Source organism: Malonomonas rubra DSM 5091 (assembly GCF_900142125.1).
Lineage (GTDB): Bacteria > Desulfobacterota > Desulfuromonadia > Desulfuromonadales > Geopsychrobacteraceae > Malonomonas > Malonomonas rubra.
On the sequence record NZ_FQZT01000014.1, the window covers coordinates 39,868 to 65,510 of the forward strand.

The 25,643-nt window shown below is 55.9% G+C and carries 24 protein-coding genes and 1 pseudogene; 24 read left to right on the plus strand and 1 reads right to left on the minus strand.

Annotated features, from left to right (window positions below):
• The first annotated feature begins 2 nt into the window (after window positions 1–2).
• From BUB13_RS15060 to BUB13_RS15085, 6 genes are read left to right on the plus strand one after another with little or no spacing between them, the layout of a single operon-like run.
• Entirely contained in the window at window positions 3–1,274 is a 1,272-nt protein-coding gene (locus tag BUB13_RS15060) for a CinA family nicotinamide mononucleotide deamidase-related protein (RefSeq protein WP_072909596.1), read from the plus strand.
• Between the two features lie 15 nt (window positions 1,275–1,289).
• Window positions 1,290–2,768: a GAF domain-containing sensor histidine kinase gene (locus BUB13_RS15065; protein ID WP_072909597.1), complete on the plus strand. Its 1,479-nt coding sequence runs from the start codon at window positions 1,290–1,292 to the stop codon at window positions 2,766–2,768.
• Window positions 2,761–3,342 (plus strand): RNA 2',3'-cyclic phosphodiesterase, encoded by a 582-nt coding sequence (gene thpR / locus BUB13_RS15070; protein ID WP_072909598.1) that lies wholly within the window; start codon window positions 2,761–2,763, stop codon window positions 3,340–3,342. Before BUB13_RS15065 ends, thpR begins: the two co-directional genes overlap by 8 nt.
• Before the next feature lie 26 nt (window positions 3,343–3,368).
• The gene (recA, locus tag BUB13_RS15075; RefSeq protein WP_072909599.1) at window positions 3,369–4,400 is read left to right on the plus strand and encodes a recombinase RecA; all 1,032 of its coding nucleotides are present in this window, start codon (window positions 3,369–3,371) and stop codon (window positions 4,398–4,400) included.
• Between the two features lie 29 nt (window positions 4,401–4,429).
• Entirely contained in the window at window positions 4,430–5,635 is a 1,206-nt protein-coding gene (locus tag BUB13_RS15080; protein WP_072909600.1) for a type IV pilus twitching motility protein PilT, read from the plus strand.
• Window positions 5,607–6,083 (plus strand): regulatory protein RecX, encoded by a 477-nt coding sequence (locus BUB13_RS15085; RefSeq protein ID WP_072909601.1) that lies wholly within the window; start codon window positions 5,607–5,609, stop codon window positions 6,081–6,083. The genes BUB13_RS15080 and BUB13_RS15085 overlap by 29 nt, the downstream gene beginning before the upstream one ends.
• Here the strand turns inward: BUB13_RS15085 and BUB13_RS15090 are convergent, their stop codons facing one another.
• Window positions 6,084–7,181: a cytochrome c3 family protein gene (locus tag BUB13_RS15090; protein ID WP_072909602.1), complete on the minus strand. Its 1,098-nt coding sequence runs from the start codon at window positions 7,179–7,181 to the stop codon at window positions 6,084–6,086.
• Window positions 7,182–7,566: 385 nt separating this feature from the next.
• On the opposite strand from BUB13_RS15090, the gene alaS reads away from it, so the two are divergent.
• The 18 genes and pseudogenes from alaS (at window position 7,567) to BUB13_RS15180 (ending at window position 25,620) form a co-directional block, all read left to right on the plus strand.
• Window positions 7,567–10,206, plus strand: coding sequence for an alanine--tRNA ligase (gene alaS, locus BUB13_RS15095; protein ID WP_072909629.1), 2,640 nt, complete (start codon window positions 7,567–7,569; stop codon window positions 10,204–10,206).
• Between the two features lie 98 nt (window positions 10,207–10,304).
• Entirely contained in the window at window positions 10,305–11,441 is a 1,137-nt protein-coding gene (locus tag BUB13_RS15100; RefSeq protein ID WP_072909603.1) for a hybrid sensor histidine kinase/response regulator, read from the plus strand.
• 125 nt (window positions 11,442–11,566) lie between these two features.
• Window positions 11,567–12,097 (plus strand): ATP-dependent protease subunit HslV, encoded by a 531-nt coding sequence (gene hslV, locus BUB13_RS15105; RefSeq protein WP_208610185.1) that lies wholly within the window; start codon window positions 11,567–11,569, stop codon window positions 12,095–12,097.
• On the plus strand, window positions 12,094–13,425 hold the full coding sequence (gene hslU, locus BUB13_RS15110; protein WP_072909605.1) for an ATP-dependent protease ATPase subunit HslU: 1,332 nt from the start codon (window positions 12,094–12,096) through the stop codon (window positions 13,423–13,425). Before hslV ends, hslU begins: the two co-directional genes overlap by 4 nt.
• 39 nt (window positions 13,426–13,464) lie before the next feature.
• The gene (argB, locus tag BUB13_RS15115) at window positions 13,465–14,355 is read left to right on the plus strand and encodes an acetylglutamate kinase (RefSeq protein WP_072909606.1); all 891 of its coding nucleotides are present in this window, start codon (window positions 13,465–13,467) and stop codon (window positions 14,353–14,355) included.
• Window positions 14,352–15,557 (plus strand): aspartate aminotransferase family protein, encoded by a 1,206-nt coding sequence (locus BUB13_RS15120; protein WP_072909607.1) that lies wholly within the window; start codon window positions 14,352–14,354, stop codon window positions 15,555–15,557. The genes argB and BUB13_RS15120 overlap by 4 nt, the downstream gene beginning before the upstream one ends.
• Window positions 15,554–16,465, plus strand: coding sequence for an ornithine carbamoyltransferase (gene argF, locus BUB13_RS15125; RefSeq protein ID WP_072909608.1), 912 nt, complete (start codon window positions 15,554–15,556; stop codon window positions 16,463–16,465). Before BUB13_RS15120 ends, argF begins: the two co-directional genes overlap by 4 nt.
• Before the next feature lie 5 nt (window positions 16,466–16,470).
• Window positions 16,471–16,563: pseudogene (locus tag BUB13_RS19545) on the plus strand (zinc-ribbon domain-containing protein); the annotation flags it as partial.
• 15 nt (window positions 16,564–16,578) lie between these two features.
• Window positions 16,579–17,091 carry an RDD family protein gene (locus BUB13_RS18665; protein ID WP_167366816.1) on the plus strand — a complete coding sequence of 171 codons (513 nt, stop codon included), beginning with the start codon at window positions 16,579–16,581 and terminating at the stop codon, window positions 17,089–17,091.
• Window positions 17,092–17,132: 41 nt separating this feature from the next.
• Window positions 17,133–18,353 (plus strand): argininosuccinate synthase, encoded by a 1,221-nt coding sequence (locus BUB13_RS15140; RefSeq protein ID WP_072909609.1) that lies wholly within the window; start codon window positions 17,133–17,135, stop codon window positions 18,351–18,353.
• Window positions 18,354–18,408: 55 nt separating this feature from the next.
• Window positions 18,409–18,912 (plus strand): NUDIX domain-containing protein, encoded by a 504-nt coding sequence (locus BUB13_RS15145; protein WP_072909610.1) that lies wholly within the window; start codon window positions 18,409–18,411, stop codon window positions 18,910–18,912.
• 13 nt (window positions 18,913–18,925) lie between these two features.
• Window positions 18,926–20,062, plus strand: a complete 1,137-nt coding sequence (locus BUB13_RS15150) for a hypothetical protein (protein WP_072909611.1) — start codon at window positions 18,926–18,928, stop codon at window positions 20,060–20,062.
• Between the two features lie 41 nt (window positions 20,063–20,103).
• Entirely contained in the window at window positions 20,104–21,471 is a 1,368-nt protein-coding gene (argH, locus tag BUB13_RS15155; RefSeq protein WP_072909612.1) for an argininosuccinate lyase, read from the plus strand.
• Between the two features lie 13 nt (window positions 21,472–21,484).
• Window positions 21,485–22,240 (plus strand): fibronectin type III domain-containing protein, encoded by a 756-nt coding sequence (locus tag BUB13_RS15160; RefSeq protein WP_072909613.1) that lies wholly within the window; start codon window positions 21,485–21,487, stop codon window positions 22,238–22,240.
• Window positions 22,241–22,448: 208 nt separating this feature from the next.
• Window positions 22,449–23,324, plus strand: coding sequence for a 4-hydroxy-tetrahydrodipicolinate synthase (dapA, locus tag BUB13_RS15165; protein ID WP_072909614.1), 876 nt, complete (start codon window positions 22,449–22,451; stop codon window positions 23,322–23,324).
• Between the two features lie 12 nt (window positions 23,325–23,336).
• Window positions 23,337–24,137 carry a 4-hydroxy-tetrahydrodipicolinate reductase gene (gene dapB, locus BUB13_RS15170; RefSeq protein WP_072909615.1) on the plus strand — a complete coding sequence of 267 codons (801 nt, stop codon included), beginning with the start codon at window positions 23,337–23,339 and terminating at the stop codon, window positions 24,135–24,137.
• A 37-nt stretch (window positions 24,138–24,174) separates the two neighbouring features.
• Window positions 24,175–24,300, plus strand: coding sequence for an entericidin A/B family lipoprotein (locus tag BUB13_RS15175; RefSeq protein WP_072909616.1), 126 nt, complete (start codon window positions 24,175–24,177; stop codon window positions 24,298–24,300).
• 84 nt (window positions 24,301–24,384) lie between these two features.
• The gene (locus BUB13_RS15180; RefSeq protein ID WP_072909617.1) at window positions 24,385–25,620 is read left to right on the plus strand and encodes an LL-diaminopimelate aminotransferase; all 1,236 of its coding nucleotides are present in this window, start codon (window positions 24,385–24,387) and stop codon (window positions 25,618–25,620) included.
• Window positions 25,621–25,643: the final 23 nt, after the last annotated feature.

Below are 25,643 nucleotides of genomic sequence, written 5' to 3' on the forward strand. Positions count from 1 at the left end.
CGATGCAGACACGCTTGACAGGGCTTGACCGCCCCTTCGATATCGCCGTACTGACCACAGGAGACGAGCTGCTCAATGGCGAACTGGCCGACACCAACACCGGCACTATTGCCGCCATCCTTTCGCAGTACGGCTACCGGCTGCGCTGCTCACTGTCAGTACCGGACCAGGAAAAAGAGATCGAAGCTGCTCTGCGCTACCTGAGCGGGCACGCCCAGGCGGTGATTGTCACTGGCGGACTCGGCTCGACTGGCGACGATCTGACCGCCCGCGCAGCCGCCCGTGCAACCGGACAACAGCTGGCGATCAACGAAGAAGCTCTGGAAATGGTCCGGGCTTGGTTCAAAAAGCGCAATCGCCAGATGGAGCCGTCCAACGAGCGGCAGGCATTGCTGCCGCTGGAGGCGGAACCACTACAGAATCCCCTCGGTACCGCTCCCGGTTTCCGCCTGCGACATAAAAATTGCCAGCTGTTTTTCCTGCCGGGTGTCCCGAGCGAGATGAAAGCGATGTTCAACCAGGCAGTACTGCCAGCACTGCAGGAGCTGCATCCGCCGGAAGCGGCGCGCCAGCAGCGGCTGTTCAAACTGTTCGGTCTGCCTGAGCCCAAGGTTGACGCGCTGATCCCCTATTCGCAACTGCCGCAAGGGGTCGATGTCGCCTTCGCTCTCGATTACCCGCTGGTGCTGGTCAAGCTGCGCGCTGACGGTGACGATGCCACGCAAAGGCTGGATCAGGCTGAGACGATTCTGCTGGAAGTGCTCGGCGAGCACATCATGGCCCGCGACGAGCAAACACCGGAAGAAGTTGTCGGCAAACTGCTGATTGAAGCCGGGTTGTCGCTTTCTCTGGCGGAATCCTGCACCGGCGGGCTGGTCGCCAGCATGCTCACCAGCCAACCGGGTGCATCCGCCTTTCTCGAACGGGGTGCAGTTACTTATGCCGACTCGGCCAAGCAGGACTGGCTGCAGGTTCCCCTGCCGATCCTGCAGCAGCACGGAGCTGTCAGCGAGCAGTGCGCCAGAGCCATGGCAATCGGCCTGCGTCGTGCCACCGGCACCGATCTGGCGCTCTCGATCACTGGCATCGCCGGGCCAGACGGCGGCACTGAAGAGAAACCGGTCGGCACCGTTTTCATGGCGCTGGCGAACCCGGAAGGGGTGCACGTCAAAGGCTATCGCTTCAATGGTGATCGCCATAAAGTTCAACGCATGAGTGCAGTCATGGCGCTGGAGTGGCTGCGCCGCTTCGCATTACGCTATGCAAAGGATTAAAAATCGGGACAGACTATGAGTTCTGGGTCGAAGAAAAAGTCAGCGAGCATCAGCGCAAGGATCGATCCGACCTGCGACCTGTCTCGCCTGCAGCTGTTGCACCAGATAGCCGGTCTGACGGCGAATGTCCGCGAGCGCGGACTTCTGCTCGACACTGCGCTGGAGATGCTGCACAACAATTTCGGGGCAAGCGGCTGCGGCATCTACCAGCTGAACAGCCCGGCCTCTCCCCTGCACCTGGTAGCAACGCAGGGCATCAGTGACGAACTGAGCCAGTCTCTGCAGAAGATTCCCGCCGGGAAAGGCCTGGTCTCTTCTGTTATCGACACCAATCGGGCGCACAGCTGGCACGACTTGCCACAAGCCGAAGAGCTACACCACAAGGCCCTTCTGGATGCAGGCTGGCAGAGCTTGCAGGCCCATCCACTGATCGCCCATGAACGGCTGATCGGTGTACTCTTTTTGTTTCAACAACAGCCACGTCAGTACAGCCAGCCTGAAGTTGAGCTGCTGGATGAGTGCTGTCGCCTGCTCGCATCAGCCATCGACGCCTCCGAACTGGTAGAAAAACTTGAGTGGCAACATCGCCTGACCCATGCCAGCCAGCGAGAACTGGATCGCTCACGTCGCCAATTGCGCGAGCACGTCATGCGACTGGAGGAGAGCAACCGGTCGCTGGAGAAAGCAAACCAGATGAAGGATCGCTTTCTCGCCCTCGCTTCGCATGAGTTGCGCACACCGCTGACCTGGATTATGACAGCCGCAGAGATGCTGGACGGGCAGCGTGACGACCTGCCGGAAGAGTGTCACATTCTGCTCGACACCATTGACAAAGGCAGCCAGCGGCTTAACAACCTGGTTGAAGACCTGCTGGAAATTGCACGTATCGAAGCCCAGGACATCTATCTGGCGCAGGAGCACATCGACCTGCCACTGATGTTCGGCGAGCTGTCGCTGCAATTTGGCGACGAAGCTCTGCGTCGTCAGTTGTCCCTGGAAATCGGCGAATGTCCCGATCACATTGCCCCGGTCGGCGATCACCACCATCTGCGCCAGGCCCTTGAGCGGATCATGAAAAATGCTCTCAAATTCACGCCACTCGGCGGCCTGGTCAAGCTGGAAGCCCATCATCGAACGGCCGAAGAGTTGCTCGACCAGAAAAGGGAAATCGAAATTTTCAGCCCCTCTTTTTTCCAGAAGAAGCCGCTGCTCGACCACATCGAAATCTGCATCAGCGACAGCGGGGTTGGCATCGCCGAAAAAGATCGCCTGCTGATTTTCGACAAGTTCCAGGGAGCCGGGGATATCAATCAGCATGGGAAAGAACAGTACGCAGCCCAGGGGCCAAGCGCCGGGCTCGGCCTGCCGCTGGCAAAAGGGATGATTGAAGCCCACGGCGGCATGATCTGGGTCGACAACTCCAAGTTAAGCGAAACCGGCAGCTGCTTCCATATCCTGATGCCGCTTTATCGGTCGCGCAAGGCCGATGACTGAGTTGCTGCGCTCCTTCATTGCCATCCCCTTACCGGAGCAGACGCGTCGACGCATCGGCAAACTGCAACAGCAACTCCGTGCCCTGCAACCGCTTCTGAAAACACCCCGCAGTGAAAACCTGCACCTGACCTTGAATTTTCTTGGCGACCTGACACCGGAGCAGCTTGCGGAAATCGGTCAGCATGTGCTATCGATAGGACAAAAGAAAGAGATCTTTAATGTCTTACTGAAGGGTCTCGGTTTCTTCCCGAATGCTAAACGGCCACGCATCCTCTGGCTGGGGGTCGAACCTGAAGCAGAGCTGATCGCCCTGCAGGAAGAATTGAGCAAGCAACTGCTGAGTGCAGGCCTGGAGATCGAGCAGCGTCGCTATCGGCCACACCTGACGATCGGCCGCTTTCGTCAGCCACCGCCAACAACGGAAGCCTTGTGCCCTTTTCTGTCACAAAGCTGCGGCAGTATGAAAATTGACAGAATGATCCTGTATACTAGCAAGCTGACTCCGAAAGGTGCCATCCACAGGGCACAAACGACAGCAGTCTTCAAACAACAGACAACGCATTCATTCGAATAGAATTTATTCGCCAAGGGAGATAAAAAATGGCAGACGAAAACAAGAACCGCGCTCTTGAACTGGCCATGGGCCAGATTGAAAAACAGTTCGGCAAGGGCAGCATCATGCGCCTCGGTTCCGATTACCAGATGCCCTCGATCGAATATATCCCAACCGGCGCCCTGAGCCTCGACCTCGCCCTCGGTCTCGGCGGTGTGCCGAAGGGGCGGATCATCGAAATCTTCGGTCCGGAATCATCCGGCAAAACCACCCTCGCCCTGCACATCGTCGCCGAAGTGCAGAAGCAAGGGGGTATCGCTGCTTTTGTCGACGCCGAGCACGCCCTCGACATTCAGTACGCCGGCCACCTCGGCGTAAAGGCGGACGACCTGCTGGTCAGCCAACCGGACACCGGTGAGCAGGCGCTGGAAATCACCGAGATGCTGGTCCGCAGTGGCGCCATCGACGTGCTGGTGGTCGACTCGGTTGCGGCACTGACACCACGTGCCGAAATTGAAGGCGAGATGGGCGATTCGCATATGGGCCTGCAGGCGCGACTGATGTCGCAGGCGCTGCGTAAACTGACCGCGACCGTTGCCAAGTCGAACTGCTGTATTATTTTCATCAACCAGATCCGCATGAAAATCGGCGTCATGTTCGGCAACCCGGAGACCACCACCGGTGGTAATGCGCTGAAATTCTACTCTTCAGTACGGATGGACATCCGCCGTATCGCATCGCTGAAAAACGGTCAGGATGTCATCGGCGGGCGCACCCGGGTCAAAGTGGTAAAAAATAAAGTGGCCCCACCATTCAAGCAGGCAGAATTTGATATTATGTATGGTACCGGCATTTCCCGCGAGGGAGATATCCTCGATCTCGGCGTCGATAACGACATCGTCGAGAAGAGCGGCTCCTGGTTTTCTTACGCCGGCACCCGCATCGGCCAGGGCCGGGAGAACGTCAAGCAGTACCTGAAAGAGAACCCGGAAATCGCCGATGAAATCGAAGGCAAGCTCCGCGAAATGTACGGGCTGGGCGGCGAGCCGGTCGCTGCAACGGAAGAAGAAAACAACTAATTGGTAAGTAAACCGCCAGGAAAGAAACTATGGAACTGAATGACATTCTTGCAATGGCTCTAAAAGCCCAAACGTCGGACGTTCATCTTAAAGCGGGTCTGCCGCCGGTATTTCGTGTTGACGGCAACCTGCGTCCACTGCCAAAAGCGCCACGGCTGACTGCGGAGTCGGTCAGCGAAATGTGCAAAAGCATCATGAACGATAAGCAGCGACGCACTTTTGAAGAGCACAACGAAGTCGACCTCGCTTACGGCGTTCCCGGACTGGGTCGTTTTCGCGTCAATGTCTTTTCCCAACGCAATACGGTTTCGGCGGTTTTTCGCGCGATCCCCTACAAGATTGCCACGCTTGACGAGTTGCTGATGCCGGAAGTGCTGAAGAAAATCGCCGCCGAACAGCGCGGGCTGGTACTGGTGACCGGCGCTACCGGAACCGGTAAATCAACCACGTTGGCGGCAATGATCGACCACATCAACAGCACCAGAACCGCCCACATCGTCACTATTGAAGACCCGATAGAATACCTCCACCGCGACCGTAAATGTATCATCAACCAGCGCGAAGTCGGCTTTGATACCGAAGGCTTTGCCCCGGCGCTGAAGAGCGCCCTGCGGCAGGACCCGGACGTCATCCTGGTTGGTGAGATGCGTGACGTTGAAACCGCCGAGACGGCCCTGGCCGCTGCCGAAACCGGGCACCTGGTTCTGTCGACCCTGCACACCATCGACGCCCCGGAAACCATCACCCGGATCATTTCCATGTTCCCGCCACACCAACAACGTCACATCCGCCTGCAGCTCTCCGGCGTCCTTAAAGGCGTTGTCTCCCAGCGCCTGATCCCTCGCGCTGAAGGCAAAGGGCGGGTCGCAGCGGTCGAGGTCATGGTTTCTACCGCGCGCGTTCGTGATTTGATTGACGACCGGGAGAAAACCAACCAACTTAAGGATGCAATCGCCAAGGGCTACACCACCTACGGCATGCAGACCTTTGACCAGGCGCTGATGACATTGGTCAAAAAAGAGGCCATCACCTTCGATGAGGCACTGCGCCAAAGCTCCAACCCGGATGACTTCAAGCTCAAGTTCTCCGGCATCGACTCCACCTCCGACACCTCCTGGAGTGATTTCGAGCAGGGCAAAAAGCTGGAAGAGGAAGTGCTGACCTCCGAAGAAAAAGAAGAGGAAGAGGACACCGGACTGGACGAGGATGGCAACATCAAACTCGAAAGATTCTGATATCTTCGCAACCGCCCTGCGGTTGCTGACCGGACGGGATCGCAGTGAAGCCGAGCTGACCGCAAAACTGAAACAGCTCGGCTTTTCAGCGTCTGCTATCGACGGTTGCCTGGAAAAATGCCGCGAGTACAACTACCTGAACGATGAAAGGTACGCGACAGAGCGTGCCCGCGCATTGATGCGCAGTGGCAAAGGAGTCGGCAGGAAAGTGCTGCTCGATTTGCGACGTCGGGGTATCGACGATGCGACAGCCGAACAGGCACTGGAAAAAATCGGGCAGGAGTTCGAAACCGATCAGCTACTGCGGCAGCAACTGGAGCGAAAGTTTCCCGGCTTCGATTATCAAGCAGCGAATGAAAAACAGCGGCGCCGGGTGGTCAGTTATTTCCAGCGACGCGGGTTTGGTTTGGGGGAAATATTTCAGGTAATTAAGAAGGTACCAAAATAATCAGAAGGTCTTCAAGCCCCTGAATGAGGAACCGTGGTAATGACATTCAATACAGGGCCTAATATTTCCATCTCTGGTGCTACCGATATGGCAATCGCTACAACTATAATCTCCATCATCTTTAACGCGGTGATGCAAATTTCTCAAATCACTTGCAACCGCGTGACAACGTGAGCAAACGTTATCCCAATTACTGGATCCAGACGGCAAACTGACCGAACCGGCATTGATACTCGTACGAATCAGATAAGCGTTACTCGACCCATGCGGCTCGTGACAATCCATACAGGACAGGACATAGCTTCCCAGATTGGAATCGGAATAGGGCGATTGCATCTCTGTCTCTGACCCACTACCACCCCAACCCGAATACGAACTCGAATCGTCAGACGCAGTATCCTCCCCATGCACTTCCAGCGACCAATTGAACGTCCGTAAGTTTCGCCCCAACTCGGTGCTATAAATAACATTTGTCGAATTGTGACAATCGGTACAGAAAGCATTGTAATTCGGGGTTTTTCCAGCCTGCGTGGTTGCCGATGTTGACAGGCCGTCCGGTTCCAGCAGCGTACTACTGCCATCGTAAAGCGGCGGCTGGTAACCGGTTCCGTAACTCGTCATCAGCTCGGTTGTGCCATTGTCATCGCCCCAAAGATTTTCATGATCGGAAGGTTTCGACATGACAGTTTCCGTCGGGTCGCCGGTTGAGCGTTTATTCGCTTTAGCCAAGTGGGCGTTATGGCAACCGCTGCAGGGATTGTACAGGGCTGAGAAATTGGAAAAGCTCTTGGTCCCCCGACTGCCGGTTATGTATTGCTGAATATCGTAAAGGTTGTGATAGGAACTCTGGTTGAACGCATCCATGATGCTGTCAGATTCAGCCGTCGCCCCACCGAAGGTCGCACTGTAGTTATTGTTGGTAATTCCGCCACTTTGGCTCGAAGCATCCTGATGGCACTGAAAGCAGGCGTTATCAGCAGCGGTGTAAGGATTGGTCATCTTGCCACTAAAATTGGTCGCGAACAACAGCCCAGACTTGGCCGCTTCATGCTGCTCATGGCAGTGCCCGCAATTCCCCTGCGCGTAAGTCGATGGCATGCTGCTTCGCAATACACCGTAACCGGGATCGCCATGCGCAGAGTCAGAATAGTTAGCAGTGTTCCCTGCGGAAGGCACAAAGAGGAGCAGACAGCAACAGATCGACCACAGAAATATATGACCCAATGTTCCTACAGTGATATTTTTGCCCATTTTCCCCTCTGCCGAAACGCACAAATCTTATTAATAATTCCTAAAATATACGCCGAAATAAAATTCCATGTCAAAAATTTCTTTTCCTCTTCTTCGTCATACTTAACAACCTAGCTGACAAAGCCCTTTTCAATCCAGCCGACTTGGATTATTATCGCTGATTCAATCCTGCTAAATTCAATGGTTAGCCCATTTAATATTGAAATAACGATCGAGAAAGGCTGTACAAATGATCACCGGTAATGAAATCCGCGCCCGTTTCCTGAAATTTTTCGAAGAGCGGGAGCACCGCGTTGTTTCCTCCTCTTCGCTGGTTCCGCACAACGATCCAACCCTGCTGTTCACCAACGCCGGGATGAACCAGTTCAAGGATTGCTTCCTCGGCGCAGAGAAGCGTGATTATGTCCGCGCCACCACCTCGCAGAAGTGTGTTCGTGCTGGCGGTAAGCACAACGACCTGGAAAACGTCGGTCGCACCGCCCGCCACCACACCTTCTTCGAGATGCTCGGCAACTTCTCTTTCGGCGATTATTTCAAAAAAGAAGCGATTGCGTACGCCTGGGAATTTCTGACCAAGGACATGGGTCTCGATATCGACAAGCTTTACGTTTCGGTTTACACCACTGACGACGAAGCGGCCGATATCTGGCACAAGCAGGAAGGCGTCCCGCGTGAGCGAATCTTCCGTTTCGAGGAGGACAACTTCTGGTCGATGGGTGACACCGGGCCCTGCGGCCCCTGCTCTGAGATTTTCTACGACAACGGCCCGGAAGTCGGCTGTGATTCGCCCGACTGCACCGTCGGCTGCGATTGCGACCGCTACATGGAGATCTGGAACAACGTCTTCATGCAGTTCGACCGGCAACCGGACGGCGAGCTGGTACCGCTACCGAAACCGGCGGTCGATACCGGCATGGGACTGGAGCGCTTGGCGACCGTTATGCAGAAGGTGCAGTCAAACTACGATACCGACCTGCTGCGTGACATCATCGCCTACATCGAAAAACTCTCCGGCAAAACCTACGGTGACAACGACGAGAATGACGTCTCGATGCGGGTCATGGCCGACCACAGTCGCGCTACCGCTTACCTGATCGCCGACGGCGTGCTGCCTTCCAACGAAGGTCGCGGCTACGTGCTGCGCCGCATCATGCGCCGGGCGATGCGTCACGCCAAGATGCTCGGTTTTGAAGATCCGGTGCTGTTCAAAACAGCGACCTTCGTCCTCGAATTTATGAACAAGGCCTATCCAAGCGAAGCCGCGCGTAAAGACTTTGTCGCCAAAGTGGTACAGAACGAAGAAGAACGCTTCATTGCCACGCTCGGCAACGGCCTGCGCATTCTGCAGGAAGAGATCGCGGCACTGGAAAAAACCGGTCAGAAGGTCATTCCGGGAGAAACCGTTTTCAAACTCTATGACACCTATGGCTTCCCCGTCGACCTGACTGCCGATATCGTTGAAAAGGATGGCTTTGAGCTTGACGAAGCCGGCTTCGAAACCTGCATGGAAGCTCAGCGTGCAAAAGCGCGCGAGCACTGGAAAGGTTCGGGCGAAGAAGCCGTTTCAGCGATTTACAAGAAACTGGTCGATGAGGGCATCAAAACCACTTTCAGCGGCTACGAAAAAACTGAAGACAAAGGCGCCGTACTGGCGCTGATCAAAGATGGCGTACTGGTCGATGAAGCCGTCTGTGGTGAAACCGTCGAAGTCATCACTGCCGTCACTCCCTGTTACGGCGAGTCGGGTGGCCAGGTCGGCGACACCGGGAACATCAGTACCGCGGATGCGTCCCTGCGCATCATCGACACCAAGAAACCGCTGGAAAACCTTTTCAGCCATGTCTGCGAAGTGGTCACCGGTTCGGTGCAAAAAGGTGCCGAGGCAACGATCAGTGTCGACGCCGAACGCCGCCAGAAGATCGTCCTTAACCACACCGCCACCCACCTGCTGCAGGCCGCGATGCAGAAGATCCTTGGCGACCACATCAAGCAGGCGGGCTCGCTAGTTACCCCGGATCGACTGCGTTTCGACTTCACCCATTTCTCGCCGGTCACGACCGAGGAAATCATCAAGATCGAGGAAGAGGTCAACAAGCAGATTCGCGTCAACGCAGCAGTCAAATCGGATGTGATGGCGGCCGATACTGCTGAGCAGGCCGGTGCCATGGCGCTGTTCGGCGAAAAATATGGCGACGAGGTCCGCGTTATCAGCGTCGGCGACTACAGCATGGAACTGTGCGGCGGCACCCACGCCAGTGCAGCCGGCGACATCGGCCTGTTCCGCATTCTGTCCGAAGGCGGCATCGCTGCCGGTGTCCGCCGGATCGAAGCGGTCACAGGCGATGGTGCACTGGCCCAGGTTCACCAGCAACAGCAGGCCCTGCAACGTTTGGCCAACCTGGTCAAGGCAGAGCCGGCCCAGCTGGAAACCCGGCTGCAGAAGCTTCTCGAGCAGCAGAAAGAGCTGGAAAAAGAGGTCGAGCAGCTGCAAGCCAAGGCCAACGCCGACAAAAGTGGCGAGCTGGTCAATCAAACACAGGATGTTGCCGGGGTCAAACTGCTGGCAGTCAAGGTCGACGGCGTTGACGGCAAAGGCCTGCGCGAGTTCTCCGACCAGCTGCGCGACAAGCTCGGTTCCGGCGTGCTGGTGCTGACATCGACCGAAGGCGGCAAGGTCGCCCTGCTGGTTGCCGTCACCAAGGACCTAACCAGCAAAGTCAAAGCAGGGGACCTGATCAAACCGCTGGCTGCCATTGTCGGTGGTCGCGGTGGCGGCAAACCGGAACTGGCTCAGGCAGGCGGTGCCGATGTCGATAAGGTCGAAGCTCTGTTGCAGGCCGCACCGGAGCAGCTGAAAGAGCTGCTGGGCTAACGCCTACAAGCAGAACTCTAGACTTCTCCTGCAGATCGGCTATATTTGTCGGAAGTCACGTTTTCTGAAAAGATCTCTTTCTGATGGAATAAACACGGATGTTGCAACAAGAGCTGGTCAGCCAACCTGAATTAATTCAGGAGCAGAAAAAAAAGACCCTGCTGGTCGTCGATGATGAGCCGATCATCTGCCAGCTCTGCGCCCGTGCCCTCAACAATTTTGATGTTGTCCAGGCGGGGGATGGCCGCCAGGCCCTCAACGTGCTGGAGAAACATGACGTCGACATCATCCTCAGCGACGTGATGATGCCGAACATGAACGGGCTGGATCTGCTGCGCACAATCAAGCGCGAGCAGCCGGACCTGGCCGTCATCCTGATGACCGGCTACACCGAAAAAGAGGTCATTCTGCAGGCACTGAAAGCGGGCGCTGATGACTTCATCAGCAAACCGATCAACCTGCTGCAATTGCGTACCACTGTCGACAAAGTGCTCGACAAAGTAGTCATGCGCAAAGAGATTGCCAACCTGAAGCAGCTCGACAAGTTAAAGAGTGATTTCCTCGGCCTGATCTCGCACAAATTGAAAACCCCGACGACTGCGATCTCTCTGTTCGTACAGAATATCGCCGATGGCATCGGCGACCCCAACGAAGAAGGCTTCCAGAAAACCTTGTCAATGGTGCAGGCGGAAGCCCTCCACCTGGAACACCTGATCAAAGACCTGCTATATTTCAGCAACGTTATCCTGCAGGATGGGCACATAAAGCTTGAGCAAATCGAACTTGGCAAAGTGGCGCGGCAGGTTGCAGCAGCAATGGAAATTGCCGCGGCCAACAAACAGATCGATTTCCGGATAAACATCGAGCCTCCCCTGCCGCCGGAACCGATTGTACTCGACCGCGAGCGGATCAGCTTCGCCATCCGTGCTCTGCTTGATAACGCGATCAAGTTCACCCCCGAAGGTGGCAGCATTACGTTCGAAGGCAGCCTCAACGACAACCTGGTCAAGTTACAGATCAGCGATACCGGCTGCGGCATACCGGCAGACGAAATGCCAAAAATTTTCAACAAGTTCTACCAGGTCGACCTGGAGAATACTGGTCAGATTCGAGGCTTTGGCCTCGGCCTTTTCTATGCCCGTGAGTTCGTCCGCAACATGGGCGGAAAACTCCACCTCGACAGCAGCCCCAGCCTGGGAACCGTCGCCACAATCGAATTCCCCCTGCCGGAATAATTCGAGCGAACGAAAAAACTGCTATTTCCCCCGCCATTTCAGTGATCTAAAGCTTTTTTCCACCGGTCCTTTGTGCTATATTTCGTCTTTTTTTCACCCCGCAAGCTGATTTCAGGAGAATGCCGATGTTCAAGGGAACAACAATCTGCTGTGTTCGTCGGGGCGACCAGGTCGCTTTGGCAGGAGATGGGCAGGTCAGCCTCGGCAACACCGTAATGAAGCACGGCGCACGCAAGATCCGCCGCCTCTACCAGGACCAGGTTCTGGCAGGGTTTGCCGGCAGTACCGCCGATGCCTTTACCCTGTTCGAAAAATTTGAAGCCAAGCTGCAGGAATTTCGCGGCAACCTGCAACGTGCCGCCGTTGCGCTGGCCAAAGACTGGCGCACCGACCGCGTGCTGCGCCGCCTTGAAGCTTTGCTGATCGTTGCCGACAAGGACTGCTCACTGGTGATTTCCGGTGCCGGTGATGTCATTGAACCGGATGACGGTGTCGCTGCCATTGGTTCCGGCGGAAGCTTTGCCCAGGCAGCGGCCCGAGCCATGCTGCGCCACTCGGAACACCCGGCCGAAATGATCGCTGAGGAAGCGCTGAAAATTGCCGCGGAAATCTGCATTTACACCAACGACCAGATCGCTGTTGAGGTCATCAAGTGACAAACTTTACCCCGAGAGAAATCGTTTCCGAACTGGATCGCTACATCATCGGCCAGAACGACGCCAAGCGTGCCGTTGCCGTCGCCCTGCGCAACCGCTGGCGGCGCCAGCAGGTGGAGAACGCTGACCTGCGCGACGAGATCGTACCGAAAAATATTATCATGATTGGCCCCACTGGCGTCGGTAAAACCGAGATCGCCCGGCGCCTGGCAAAACTTGCCCAGGCTCCGTTCATCAAGGTCGAAGCGAGCAAGTTCACCGAGGTCGGTTACGTCGGCCGCGACGTCGAGAGCATGGTGCGCGACCTGCTTGAACTGGCCATCATCATGGTCAAGGAAGAGGAAGCAAAGCACCAGCACGTCAAAGCGGAAGCGAACGCCGAGGAGAAACTGCTCGACCTGCTGCTGCCGGGCGACGCCGACAATTCGCCGGACAAGCAGGAGAAGCACCAGCACACCCGCGACAAGCTGCGCAAGCTGCTGCGCATGGGTGAACTTGATGATCGCTTCGTCGAGCTGGAAACCGAATCGAGCAGCATGCCGACGATGAATATTCTCACTCCGCAGGGCGGTGAAGACCTCGGCATGAACATGAAGGAAATGTTCGGCAACCTGTTCCCGAAAAAGACCAAGCGCAAGCGGATCAAGGTCAGCGAGGCGAGGGAAATCCTCAACCAGCAGGAAGCTGAAAAGCTGGTCGACATGGAGAAGGTCACCACCCTGGCGCGCGAGCGGACCGAGCAGAGCGGCATTATTTTCATAGATGAGATCGACAAGATCGCCAGCCGTGAAGGCATGAGCGGCCCGGAAGTTTCCCGCGAAGGGGTGCAACGTGACATTCTACCGATCGTTGAGGGCAGCACCATCAACACCAAGCATGGACCGGTGAAAACTGACCACGTGCTGTTCATCGCGGCCGGCGCTTTCCACGTTTCGAAACCCTCCGACCTGATCCCGGAACTGCAGGGTCGTTTCCCGATCCGGGTCGAACTGGACAGCCTCGGCGAAGAAGAATTCTACCGCATCCTGACCGAGCCGAAGAACGCCCTCACACGGCAGTACAAAGCGCTGCTGGAAACGGAAAAAATCGACCTCGAGTTCACGGAAGAGTCGATACGCGAAATTGCCCTGATGGCCAAAACCGTCAACGACCGCACTGAGAATATTGGTGCGCGGCGGCTGCACACCATCATGGAAAAGCTGCTGGAAGAGCTCTCTTTCGACGCCCCGGAGTTGACTGACAACAAGGTGGTGATCGATGCTGAAGAGGTCCGACGACGATTGTCAGACATCAGCAAAGACGAGGATCTGTCGAGATACATTCTTTAACGCAGTTCAGGAGCATCAACGCTCCGAGGTAAACAGAGAATGCAAGAACTTATAAATAAAGCGAACGTGCTGATGGAAGCACTGCCGTGGATCAAAAACTTCTACGGCAAAACCATCGTCATCAAATACGGCGGTAACGCCATGGTCGAAGAAAAACTGAAAGAGGGCTTCGCCCGTGACATCATCCTGATGAAGTACATCGGCCTGAACCCGGTCGTGGTCCACGGCGGTGGGCCACAGATCGGTAAAGTGCTCGAAGCGATGAAGATCGAAAGCAACTTCATTCAAGGAATGCGGGTCACCGACAGCGCCACCATGGACGTGGTCGAGATGGTGCTCGGCGGCAAGGTCAACAAGGAGATCGTCAAAAACATCAACCTGCACGGCGGCAAAGCGGTCGGCCTGACCGGCAAGGACGGCGGCCTGATCCGCGCCCGTAAGCTGGAGATGAAGGCGGTCAACCCGGAGACCCTGACACCCGAAATTATCGATATCGGCATGGTCGGTGAGGTTGAAAGCGTCGATCCAACCGTGATCAGCGCGCTGGAAGAGAGTAATTTCATCCCAGTGATCGCACCGATCGGCGTCGGCCTGAACGGCGAAACCTACAACATCAATGCCGACCTGGTTGCCGGTCGCATAGCCGGGGCGTTGAAAGCTGAAAAGCTGATCCTGCTGACCGACATCGAAGGGGTGAAAGACAAACAGGGCAAGCTGATTTCGACCATTGACGTTGGCCGGGTGCCCGACCTGATCAACGATGAAACCATCTCCGGTGGCATGATCCCGAAAATCAACTGTTGCGTCGATGCGGTTGAAGAGGGCGTTTTCAAAGCCCACATCATCGATGGCCGGATGGAGCACGCCTGCCTGCTCGAGATCTTTACCGACAAGGGGATCGGTACCGCGGTTGCGAGGTTCGACAAATGAGCAAATCACAAGAGTGGATCGACCGGGGGCTGACTCATGTTGCTGCCACCTACGGCCGTTACCCGCTGGTTGCCGACTGCGGCGACGGTTGCTGGCTGCTCGACGTCGATGGCAAGCGCTACCTCGATTTTCTTGCGGGTGTTGCGGTCAACAATTTGGGCCACTGCCATCCAAAGGTCGTCAAGGCGATTCAGGAGCAGGCTGGCAAACTGCTGCACTGCTCCAACTTCTACCACATCCCTCAGCAGATTGAGCTGGCGGAACTGCTTTGCACGCACTCCTTCGGTGACCGGGTGTTCTTCTGCAACTCCGGTGTCGAAGCCAACGAAGCAGCGATCAAGCTGGCGCGCAAATACAGCTACGAGAACCACGGCAAAGAGCGTAACGAGGTGATCACTGCCGTCGCCTCTTTCCATGGCCGGACCCTGGCAGGTATCAGCGCCACCGGCCAGGATAAAGTCAAAGAAGGTTTCGCACCGATGCTACCCGGCTTCAAACACGTGCCCTTCGGCGATTTCGAAGCGATGCGCGCGGCGGTCGGTCCGAACACCTGCGCTATCATGCTGGAACCGGTACAGGGCGAAGGTGGCGTCAACATTCCGCCCGCCGGCTACCTGCAATCGATCCGCGAGCTGTGCGACGAGAACAACCTGCTGCTGATCTTCGACGAGGTTCAGGTCGGCTGCGGCCGGACCGGTTCGCTGTTCGCCTACCAGCAGGAAGGAGTCGAGCCGGACATCATGACCCTGGCTAAAGCTCTGGCCGGTGGACCGCCGATCGGCGCCATGATCAGCCGCGAAAAACATGCCGGCGCCCTCGGCCCTGGGACCCACGGTTCGACCTTCGGCGGCAACCCGCTGCTGGCAAGTGCAGCACTGGCCGCGATGAAAGTTTACCTTGAAGATGGTGTCCTCGAAAACTGTCGCAAAACGGGCGATTACCTGCGTGCTAAGCTGGAAGAGCTGCAGGAAAAGTACGACTTCGTCGTCGAGGTTCGCGGCCGCGGCCTAATCATCGGCATGGAACTGAACATTGCTGGCGGCGAAATGGTCAAAACAGCACTCGAACGTGGCCTGCTGATCAACTGTACCGTCGACAAAGTTCTGCGGTTCGTTCCACCCTTGATCATAGATACTGATGAAATCGACCAGATGATAGAAATCCTCGAGGGGATTTTTGCCGAATATCAGGAGAAAAAATGATGAAAGATTTCCTTTGCCTGTCCGATTGGTCGCTGGCCGATCTGGAAAAAATGTTCGCCCTGGCAAAAGAGCTGAAAGCGAAGCAGAAAGCTGGAGAGGCGCACAAGCTGCTCGAAGGCCAGACCCTAGGTATGCTGTTCGAAAAAAGCTCGACCCGGACCCGCGTCTCTTTCGAGGTCGGTATGTTCCAGCTTGGTGGTCACGCCCTGTTCCTCTCTTCCGGTAATACCCAGATGGGCCGCGGTGAACCGATCAAGGACACGGCCCGGGTGATGGGTCGTTACTGTGACGGTATCATGATCCGGACCTATTCGCAGGCTGCAGTCGAGGAATTTGCCGAGTATTGCGACGCTCCGGTGATCAACGGCCTGACCGATATGTATCACCCCTGCCAGATCATGGCCGATCTGATGACGGTGCAGGAACATAAAGAGGATTACCGCAACCTGAAGTACTGCTGGATCGGCGATGGCAACAACATGGCCAACAGCTGGATCAACGCGGCTGCTATTTTCGGTTTCGAGCTGCGCGTGGCCACGCCTAAAGGCTACGAGGCGGATGCCGCCGTTATCGCCCGGGCAGAAAAAGCAGGTGCCAAACTGATCTTCACCAACGACCCGAAGGAAGCCGCTGCCGGTGCCGATGTGCTCAACACCGATGTCTGGGCGAGCATGGGGCAGGAGGAGGAGCAGGCAGAGCGGGAAAAAGCCTTCGTCGGCTTCCAGATCAACAGCGAACTGGTCAAGATGGCCGCTGCCGATTGCGTCGTCATGCATTGCCTGCCGGCACACCGTGACGAAGAAATCACCGACGAGGTGATCGAAGGCCCTAACTCGATCATTTTCGACGAAGCGGAAAATCGTCTGCACGTGCAGAAAGCAATTATGGCCAGCTTGATGGCGAAATAAATTTTATGCGCATTACGTGCCCGCGCTGCAATTACAGCAAGCAGGTTGACCCATCAGCTGTGCCTCTTGGCACAACCCGGGCAACCTGTCCGAAATGCGCTCAGGATTTCAGCTTGGCAGCTGAAACGAAGTCTGCAGCGGAGCCGGCTGAGAAGTTACTGAGCCCTCAACCGGCCCCGGGGAGCAGAAGAAAAACGAAAGCAGTCGAGCGACCAAAAGCAGGATTTTGGTTACGCCTGATCGCCACCTTGTTGGATGGACTGATCATTTTCATCCTGCAGACATTGCTCGGTTCGATCCTGGCAGTCTTTGGCATGGCCACCGCGATAAAGGCTCCACAGAATCTCGCCGTTCTGGTAATCCTTTTCAATTACCTGCTCGGCATTGCTTACTACATCGTCTTTACCGGAAACTGCGGGCAAACACCGGGCAAGATGGCACTGCGCATCAAGGTTATTTGCTGTGATGGCAGCCAGATAAATTACAATCGTGCAGCCCTGCGCGAGGTTGTTGGAAAGTTCGTTGCCGGAATCATTTTTGCCATCGGCTATTTAATGATTGCATTCGACCGGCAAAAGCAAGGGCTTCATGATAAAATATCCGATACTTACGTGATCAAACTATAAAACCAGGCCGACAAAAGAGCCTGTTCTCAAGGAGAAAAGATATGGGTAAACAAGGTGAAGTTAAAAAGGCCGTCCTCGCCTACTCCGGCGGGTTGGATACCTCGATCATTCTTAAATGGCTGATCGAAGAATATGGTTGCGAAGTCGTCGCCTTTTCGGCCGACCTGGGTCAGGGCGAAGAGTTGGATGGTATTCCGAAAAAGGCTGCCGATACCGGCGCCAGTGCCTGCCACATCCTCGACCTGCGTGAAGAGTTCGTGCGTGACTTCGTTTTCCCGATGTTCCGCGCCAACGCTATCTACGAGGGACGCTACTTCCTCGGCACATCCATCGCTCGCCCGCTGATCGCCAAGGCGCAGATGGAAATCGCCGCCAAGGAAGGCGCCGACGCTGTTTCCCACGGCGCCACCGGCAAAGGCAACGACCAGGTCCGTTTCGAACTCGGCTACTACCACTTCGACCCGAGTGTCAAGGTCATCGCTCCTTGGCGCGAGTGGGATCTGAACAGCCGCACCGCACTGGAAGATTACGCCAAGAAGCACGGCATTCCGGTTCCGACCAGCAAGAAGTTCCCCTGGAGCTCCGACCGCAACCTGCTGCACATCTCCTTCGAAGGCGACGTGCTGGAGGATCCCTGGGCAGAAGCTCCGGAAGAAATGTATGTCCTGACCAAACGTCCGGAAGACGCCCCGGACACTCCGGAATTTCTCGAGATCGAGTTTGAAAAGGGTGATGCCGTCGCCGTCAACGGCGAGCGCCTCTCCCCGGCTGACCTGCTGGCCAAACTTAACCAGTACGGCTACGAGCATGGCATCGGTCGTCTCGACCTGCTGGAGAATCGCTACGTCGGCATGAAGAGCCGCGGCGTCTACGAGACCCCGGGCGGCACCATCCTTGAGGAAGCCCACCGCGGCGTCGAGCAGATCACCATGGACCGCGAAGTGATGAACCTGCGCGACTCTCTGGTCCCGCGCTATGCTGCCATGGTCTACAACGGCTACTGGTTCTCGCCGGAGCGTGAAGCGTTGCAGACCCTGATCGACGATACACAAAAAACCGTCAACGGCGTTGCCCGCGTTAAATTGTACAAAGGCCACTGCCGCACCGTCGGCCGCAAGTCTGATACCCACTCGCTGTTCAACGTCGACTTCGCCACCTTTGAGGCGGACGAGGTTTACAACCAGGCGGACGCCGAGGGCTTCATCAAGCTCAACGCCCTGCGTTTGCGCATTCGCAGCATGATGGAAAAAAATCTGAAGTAAAACGATTCGGGGCACAGGTCGCTGTGCCCCGATTTTTCTTTCCAGCGGTCAACGCATGGACTACCAAAAACAGTCGATCAAAACCTCGGTGGTCGCTTGCATCATCGACCAGCGAAACCGGGTGCTGCTAACCCGGCGTTGCATCGAACCCTTCTGCAGCCAGTGGGTGATGCCGGGCGGCAAGATCGATCACGGTGAGCCGATTATCGCTGCCCTGCATCGGGAAGTGCGGGAAGAAATTGGCATCGATATTCGAGTCGAAAGACTGATCGACGTTTATGAGCATGTCAACGTTGGCAGCAAAAACGATCATTTCGTCATTCTCTATTACAGGGTTGCGCCCCTAACGTTCGACCTGACCCCGAACGGGACCGAATGCACCGAGGCCAAGTGGTTTGACACAGAAGAGCTGCACAGCCTTCTGATCCCCCCCGGCGGTCGTCACATCCTCAATCAGGTTTATCCCGATCTCAATCTCCCCTGCCCGGAAACAGACAGCGACCGCTCACAGGAACTGCCAGGAGCAACGTCGTTGTCAAAATCGGACGCCAAGGGCTGAGGAGGCTTGGACGATGTTTGAAATCATCGAAAAGCAGATTAACGTCGACCTGCCTCTTGACCATCACCTGCATGCCATGATCTGCCAGATTCCAAACTATCTGGACGGTTCCAATGTCGAGCAGAAATGGGCGCAACTGAAATCGATCCTGGAGTTGATTGCTGCCGGTGAAGGCAACTTGAAAAAGTGTCATTTCCTGATTTTCCCAGAAACCTCCGTGCCGGCAGAGTACGTCGAACAGATGCTGGAATTTATCGCTTACAGATTCCGGACCAACCTGATCACCGTTTTCGGCGTCGAACATGTCCCTTTGGCCGAATACCGCAATTTCCTGCAGCGCTATTCTGAAGACAATACCGAGGTTCTAGCCTCAGTGATCCGTGACCTGGATGCCGGGGACATTGACGAAATCCCGACTAACTGGTGTCTTACTGCGGTCAAAGAGAATAGTGGCAGATTACGGGTTTTCGCCCAAGCCAAGAGCCATCCTTTTGTCGGCGAAGAGCAGCTCGATACGCAGCATGACCTTTATCGTGGTAAAGTGTTTCCGCTGTTTCACTGCCAGCCGAACTGTTTCAACTTTATGAGCCTGATCTGTCTCGACTACGTTTACCGCGATCTGTACCAGTCGAACATCAATGCCATTATCGAACATGCCAACCAGCTCTTCTTTCACAGTCGTCAACGGCTTGATCTGCTGCTGGTCATCAAGTGCAATCCGAAACCGGAACATGCGGCTTTTCGCGATGTTGTCAATGGTTTTTATGGTGAGTACCTGGCTTACACCCCCGGAGTTCGGGACACGATCACGGTCTTCTGCAACACCTCTGCTGCGACCAGCGGAGTCGAGTTCAAACCCAACTGGAGCTTCGGCCACTCCGCCGTCATTATTCACAAAAGCCACAAAATGGCCGCAGTGAACAACGCCGAGTACCGGGCTGATGATTTCGATGGGCTGCCCGTGTTCCGTTTGCGCTTCGGCAGCGAAACCCGGCTTTACTACTTCAACCTGCCGATGTTCCACGAACTCGACCCACGCACCACCAGGGTGCCCTTGAAAATACACGGAATTTTCCAACCTGCTAAAAACGGTTGGCAACGACTTGAAGATAGTCGCCAGAACGGGCATAATTCCGATCTTCACGACTAACAGGCTGCAACCGACAGCACAGAAACTGGAGCAATAACATCATGAGCAAACTCTGGGGTGGCCGCTTCACCCAACCGACCGATAAATTCGTTGAAGAATTCACCGCCTCGATCGAATTCGATCAACGCCTCTACGCTTACGATATCCAGGGATCCAAGGCCCACGCCGAGATGCTCGGCCGCCAGGACATCATTGCAGTTGAGGAAGCGAATCAGATCATCGCCGGACTTAACGACATCCTCAAAGATATCGAAGCGGGCAAAGTCGAGTTCTCGGTCGAGTTGGAAGATATCCACATGAATATCGAGGCCCGGCTGATCGAGCGAATCGGTGCGGTCGGCGGCAAGCTGCACACCGGACGCAGTCGCAACGATCAAGTCGCGGTCGATATCCGCCTCTACCTGCGCGACGAGATCGACACCATCCTCGATTACCTGGCGAAACTGGAAGCGGCGCTGATCAAGCAGGCAGAAGAAAACCTCGACGTCATCATGCCCGGCTACACCCATCTGCAGACCGCCCAGCCGGTACTTTATGCGCATCACATGCTCGCTTATCGCGAAATGATCGCCCGCGACATTTCCCGCTTGCAGGACCTGCGCGTCCGTTTCAACGTGATGCCGCTCGGCGCCGGCGCACTGGCCGGCACCACCTTCAACATCGACCGCGAGTGGGTCGCAGAAACCCTCGGTTTTGACGGCGTGACCCGTAACAGCCTCGACTCGGTCTCCGACCGCGACTTCGCCATCGAGTTCTGCAGTTTTTCCAGCATCCTGATGATGCACCTGTCGCGCCTTTCGGAGGAACTGATCCTCTGGTCGAGCGCCGACTTCAACTTCATCGAACTGACCGACGCCTTCTGCACCGGCAGTTCGATCATGCCGCAGAAGAAAAACCCGGACGTGCCTGAGCTGGTGCGTGGCAAAACCGGCCGGGTCTACGGCAACCTGATGAGCATGCTGACGCTGATGAAGTCGCTGCCGCTGGCCTACAACAAGGACATGCAGGAAGACAAGGAACCGCTGTTCGACACCCTCGACACGGTCAAAGGCTCGCTGAAAATCTTCGCCGACATGATCGCCGAGATGAAGGTCAAGGGCGACAACATGCGTATCGCCGCAGCGCGGGGCTTTTCCACCGCCACCGATGTCGCTGACTACTGTGTGCGCAAGGGGCTGCCGTTCCGCCAGGCCCATGAGGTCGTCGGCAAGACCGTGCGCTTCTGCGTCGAGAACGGCAAAGACATCCCAGAACTGACCCTTGACGAGTTCAAAGAGTTCTCCGAGCTGATCGAAGAGGATATCTACGATTACGTCACCCTTGAAGCTTCGGTCAACGCCCGCAAAGCAACCGGCGGCACTGCGCGTGAAGCGGTTGAGCGAGAACTGGCGCAGCTGAAAAACCGCTGATCAGGACATTTTTATGCCACTATTCAAACTTTTTTCCGCCCTGCTCTGTCTGGCCTTACTCACTGCCTGCGGCAACAAAGGCCCGGTACGACCGCTGGAAACCCGGCAACCGAAATCGGTGCAGGCGCCGGAACTGCGCCAGCAGGGGGATGCGTTGCTGCTCGGCTGGCAGCTGCCGACAAGCAATCAGGATGGTTCACCGCTAAAAGCACAACCGGTAGTCGATATCTACCGCAGCAGCTATGATCCGGCAAATGAGTGCCCCGAATGTTTCGACCGTTCGTCGTTGCTGGTCAGCATCAACCCCGAACTGCCGACGCCGGCACAGCGGTCAGACAAACGCTATCTGCTCCACGACCGTCCACTGCAAGCGGGAAGCGGTTACCAATACAAGCTAATCGCCCGCGACAGCGATGGTGAACAGAGTCGCCCGATCATCCTGCGCCAGACGTTTGTCGAACCGATCCCGGCACCACAGCAGGTTGTGGCGACTGCGCAGGATCGCTCGGTGCTGCTGCAATGGCAGCCTGCTCAGCTGCGTGATGGCGAGGAGCTGATCGGTTACCTGCTCTATCGTCGCCTTGACGATCAGCAAAGCCTTTACCCGGTCAGCGCACAACCCCTGACCGAGGCCCGCTTCGAGGATTTCAGCCTGGAGAATGGCCGTCGCTATTTTTATCGTGTCAGGCTATTGGTCAAACGTGGCAAACAACAGATCGAAGGACGCGCGTCAGAGGAAGTCGACGCCACCCCGCAGGCAGGGATCTGAAGTTTCTTCAAGCCCCTGACAAACTGGCAGAAACACTGAGTTTAACAACGCCGTGGGAGCTTTACTTTCCCACGGCGTTGTGATAGCAATAGCGTTTACTCCGCGGCCCCCAGGCTGCGGATTTATTCAATTTAAGACTACAGTGACAGAGAGATAATCGCAGCATGCACCCGGGCATCGTTGACCGGCGGCAGACAGAGGAGAAGCTATGTTTTACGGATCTATGGTTGCCATCATTACCCCCTTCACCGCTGAAGGGACCTTTGATGAGGAAAGCTACCGTCAGCTGATTGAATTCCAGATCGAGAACGGCACCGACGTCATCGTTCCCTGCGGAACCACTGGCGAATCGGCAACGCTGAATTATGAAGAACACAACCAGGTGATCAAAACCTGTATCGAGCAGGTTAACAAACGAGTTCCAGTTATTGCCGGCACCGGTTCCAACGCAACCGCCGAAGCGATTGAAATTTCTCAACACGCCAAGGAAATGGGCGCAGACGGCATTCTCCTGGTTTCTCCCTACTACAATAAACCTTCGCAGGAAGGCCTGTTCCAGCATTACAAAGCGATTGCGGAAAATGTTGCCCTGCCGCAGGTGCTGTACAATGTCCCGGGCCGAACCGGCATGAACATGACCGCCGCAACCACCATCCGCCTGGCCGAGTTCGACAACATCGTTGCGATCAAGGAAGCCTCCGGCGACCTGACCCAGGCGAGTGAAATCATTGCCAACGCCGGCGATAAAATTGATGTTCTTTCCGGCGACGATTTCCTCACCCTGCCGCTGATGGCCTGTGGTGCCAAAGGTGTTATCTCGGTGACCGCCAACATCTTGCCGAAAGAAGTCAAATCGATGGTCAAGTCGATTCAGAATGGTCAATGGGATGAGGCCCGCAAACAGCACCTCAACCTGCTTGATGTCCACCAGGCGATGTTCATCGAAAGCAACCCTGTTCCAGTGAAAACATCCGCTTCCCTGATGGGCAAGTGCCAGGCCGATGTTCGCCTGCCACTGGTCAGCATGGGTGATGCGACCCTGGAAAAGCTGAAAACCGTCCTCAGCAAGCATCAGCTCATTTAAAGGCCGATCACAATGAATGTAGCGATTTTAGGTGCAGCAGGCCGAATGGGTGGCCACCTGATTCGGGCCGTAGTCGAAACCGAAGGACTTGAGCTGACGGGAGCGGTTGAACGCCCTGACCATCCACAAATCGGATTCGATGCTGGACTGGTTGCCGGTGCAGGAGAGTTGGGGGTGAAAATCAGCGATGACCTGGCTGCGACGATGGCCAACGCCGACGTGCTGATCGATTTCACCTTTCCCGATGTCACCCTGCAGAATCTTGCTGTCTGTGCCGAGCTGGGCAAAATGGTTGTCAGTGGATCGACCGGATTCACCCCGGAACAACGCGCTGAAGCAGAAAAATACGCCGCAAAGATCCCGGTGGTTCTGGCGCCGAACATGAGTGTCGGTGTCAACGCCTGCTTCAAACTGCTCAAAGAAGCGGCCAAAATTCTCGGCGATGGTTTTGATGTCGAAGTGGTCGAGCTGCATCACAACAAAAAGAAGGACTCGCCTTCCGGCACCGCGGTGCGCATGGGTGAGGTGGTTGCCGATGCCCTCGGTCGCGACTATAACAAGGTTGCCAACTTCCATCGTGAGGGGATGTGTGGCGAGCGGAGCAAAGAAGAGATCGGTATGCAGACCGTTCGTGGGGGAGACATCGTCGGCGAACACACCGTTTACTTTATCGGTATGGGCGAGCGGATCGAGATCAGCCACCGTGCCATGAGTCGTGACATGTTCGCCCGGGGCGCAGCTCGCGCCTGCCTGTGGCTAAATGGCAAAGGCCCGGGTATTTACGATATGCAGGATGTCCTGGAATTAAAATAAATCCACTTCAGAAAACGATTTTTCAAGGAGAACGACAATGAAACGTATTCTTGCTCTGTTGCTCATCGCTGCAGCCCTGTTTATTTCCGGCTGTGAGACCTTCCACGGGCTCGGTAAAGACGTTGAAAAAGCTGGTGAATGGGTTCAGGAAAAGGCCAACTGATTCACAACGAACTTCTCAAAAGGCGGCCTGAACCGGCCGCCTTTTGCACACTTTGATAGATAACCGAAATCAGGAGATTTACAGATGGCACGTATTAACGACAACTACCTCAAGCTGCAGGCCGGCTACCTGTTCCCGGAGATCAGCCGCCGGGTCAAGGCATTCACCGATGCCAACCCGGACGCAAAAGTGATCCGCCTCGGTATCGGCGACGTCACCCGACCGCTGGTTCCGGCCGTACTTAAAGCTTTCCACGAAGGGGTTGATGATCTCGCCAAGGGGGAAACTTTTCACGGCTACGGACCTGAGCAGGGCTACTCCTGGCTGGCCGAAGTTGTGGCTGAAAAAGCCTACAAGCCACTCGGCGTCGAACTGAAAACCAGCGAGATTTTCATTTCCGACGGTTCCAAATGCGACAGTGCCAACCTGCTCGACATTTTCGACCTCGGCAATAAAGTCGCCATCGGCGACCCTGTTTACCCGGTCTACAACGACACCAACGTCATGATCGGCCGCACCGGCAAGGCGAATGAAAAAGGCTACTACGAGGGCATCGTCTACATGCCGTGCACCGAGGAAAACAACTTTACCCCGGAGCTGCCGAAAGAGAAGGTTGATATCATCTACCTCTGTTCGCCCAACAACCCGACCGGCACCGCTGCCAGCAAGGAAGAACTGAAGCAATGGGTCGATTACGCCCGGGCTAATGACGCGATCATCTTCTTCGACGCGGCCTACGAAGCCTTTATCACCCAAGCCGATATCCCTCACTCGATTTACGAGATCGAAGGTGCCAAGGAATGTGCCATCGAGATCCGCTCTTTCTCCAAGACTGCAGGTTTCACTGGCGTGCGCTGCGGCTTCATCGTGGTTCCTGAAGCGCTGATGGGCACCACGGAAACAGGCGAAAGATACAGCTTCAACAAGCTCTGGAGCCGCCGCACTTCGACCAAGTTCAACGGCGCGTCCTACCCGGTGCAGAAAGCTGCCGCTGCCGTTTATTCCGACGAAGGCTGGGCACAGGTGCAAGAGGTTATTGACTACTATATGGAAAACGCCCGTATCATTCGTGAGGGGCTGACCGAGGCTGGCATTACATGCTACGGTGGTGTCAACGCGCCATACATCTGGCTGAAGACCCCGGAAGGAATGAGCAGTTGGGACTTTTTCGACAAGCTGCTGAACGAGTGCTTCGTCGTCGGCACTCCCGGCAGCGGTTTCGGCCCAAGCGGTGAAGGCTACTTCCGCCTTTCCGCTTTCGGTGACCGGGAAAATGTCGAAACGGCGGTTTCCCGCATCCGTGAAAAATGGGGCAAATAAGATCAAAGTAAAAGGGGCGGCCA

What these genes read in the sequence shown, in the direction of transcription:
- BUB13_RS15060 (WP_072909596.1), top strand. Translation starts at nt 3, where the DNA reads ATGCAGACACGCTTGACAGGGCTTGACCGCCCCTTCGATATCGCCGTA.
- BUB13_RS15065 (WP_072909597.1), top strand. Translation starts at nt 1,290, where the DNA reads ATGAGTTCTGGGTCGAAGAAAAAGTCAGCGAGCATCAGCGCAAGGATC.
- thpR (WP_072909598.1), top strand. Translation starts at nt 2,761, where the DNA reads ATGACTGAGTTGCTGCGCTCCTTCATTGCCATCCCCTTACCGGAGCAG.
- recA (WP_072909599.1), top strand. Translation starts at nt 3,369, where the DNA reads ATGGCAGACGAAAACAAGAACCGCGCTCTTGAACTGGCCATGGGCCAG.
- BUB13_RS15080 (WP_072909600.1), top strand. Translation starts at nt 4,430, where the DNA reads ATGGAACTGAATGACATTCTTGCAATGGCTCTAAAAGCCCAAACGTCG.
- BUB13_RS15085 (WP_072909601.1), top strand. Translation starts at nt 5,607, where the DNA reads ATGGCAACATCAAACTCGAAAGATTCTGATATCTTCGCAACCGCCCTG.
- BUB13_RS15090 (WP_072909602.1), bottom strand. Translation starts at nt 7,181, where the DNA reads ATGCCATCGACTTACGCGCAGGGGAATTGCGGGCACTGCCATGAGCAG.
- BUB13_RS15100 (WP_072909603.1), top strand. Translation starts at nt 10,305, where the DNA reads ATGTTGCAACAAGAGCTGGTCAGCCAACCTGAATTAATTCAGGAGCAG.
- hslV (WP_208610185.1), top strand. Translation starts at nt 11,567, where the DNA reads ATGTTCAAGGGAACAACAATCTGCTGTGTTCGTCGGGGCGACCAGGTC.
- argB (WP_072909606.1), top strand. Translation starts at nt 13,465, where the DNA reads ATGCAAGAACTTATAAATAAAGCGAACGTGCTGATGGAAGCACTGCCG.
- BUB13_RS15120 (WP_072909607.1), top strand. Translation starts at nt 14,352, where the DNA reads ATGAGCAAATCACAAGAGTGGATCGACCGGGGGCTGACTCATGTTGCT.
- argF (WP_072909608.1), top strand. Translation starts at nt 15,554, where the DNA reads ATGATGAAAGATTTCCTTTGCCTGTCCGATTGGTCGCTGGCCGATCTG.
- BUB13_RS15140 (WP_072909609.1), top strand. Translation starts at nt 17,133, where the DNA reads ATGGGTAAACAAGGTGAAGTTAAAAAGGCCGTCCTCGCCTACTCCGGC.
- BUB13_RS15145 (WP_072909610.1), top strand. Translation starts at nt 18,409, where the DNA reads ATGGACTACCAAAAACAGTCGATCAAAACCTCGGTGGTCGCTTGCATC.
- BUB13_RS15150 (WP_072909611.1), top strand. Translation starts at nt 18,926, where the DNA reads ATGTTTGAAATCATCGAAAAGCAGATTAACGTCGACCTGCCTCTTGAC.
- argH (WP_072909612.1), top strand. Translation starts at nt 20,104, where the DNA reads ATGAGCAAACTCTGGGGTGGCCGCTTCACCCAACCGACCGATAAATTC.
- BUB13_RS15160 (WP_072909613.1), top strand. Translation starts at nt 21,485, where the DNA reads ATGCCACTATTCAAACTTTTTTCCGCCCTGCTCTGTCTGGCCTTACTC.
- dapA (WP_072909614.1), top strand. Translation starts at nt 22,449, where the DNA reads ATGTTTTACGGATCTATGGTTGCCATCATTACCCCCTTCACCGCTGAA.
- dapB (WP_072909615.1), top strand. Translation starts at nt 23,337, where the DNA reads ATGAATGTAGCGATTTTAGGTGCAGCAGGCCGAATGGGTGGCCACCTG.
- BUB13_RS15175 (WP_072909616.1), top strand. Translation starts at nt 24,175, where the DNA reads ATGAAACGTATTCTTGCTCTGTTGCTCATCGCTGCAGCCCTGTTTATT.
- BUB13_RS15180 (WP_072909617.1), top strand. Translation starts at nt 24,385, where the DNA reads ATGGCACGTATTAACGACAACTACCTCAAGCTGCAGGCCGGCTACCTG.